Source organism: Phormidium sp. CCY1219 (genome assembly GCF_035615515.1).
Taxonomy (GTDB): Bacteria; Cyanobacteriota; Cyanobacteriia; order Cyanobacteriales; family Laspinemataceae; genus CCY1219.
Genome location: NZ_JAJENT010000238.1, coordinates 1 through 266, shown reverse-complemented (window position 1 = coordinate 266; position 266 = coordinate 1). Strand labels below are relative to the sequence as shown.

The window sequence follows — 266 nt, the reverse complement described above, 5'->3', positions numbered from 1 at the left end:
TCACTAATCGAAGAATGGCCACCCACTTCCGGTTCGATGCGTAACAAAGCATCCGGTTGAGGTTCGTTATCTTCATCTAAACGGAGGGTTGCATTGTCATAGAAATACACCCCCGGTGTAGCCATCCAATAAACACCTAACCAAGCCATAATAATTGCATGGGGATTACCATGTCGATTTGCTCGAACGGGGGAAGCCACGTAAACAACTCCTTCAATTAATTCGGCTTTTTTAATCTGCGATGCAGCCGCGTAGCGACGCTCAAA

General features: G+C 46.6%; 1 protein-coding gene. It reads right to left on the bottom strand.

From position 1 onward, the window contains the following. The coding region (locus LKK83_RS02455; protein WP_324629205.1) for a Uma2 family endonuclease at positions 1-266 on the bottom strand (266 nt) is incomplete at both ends.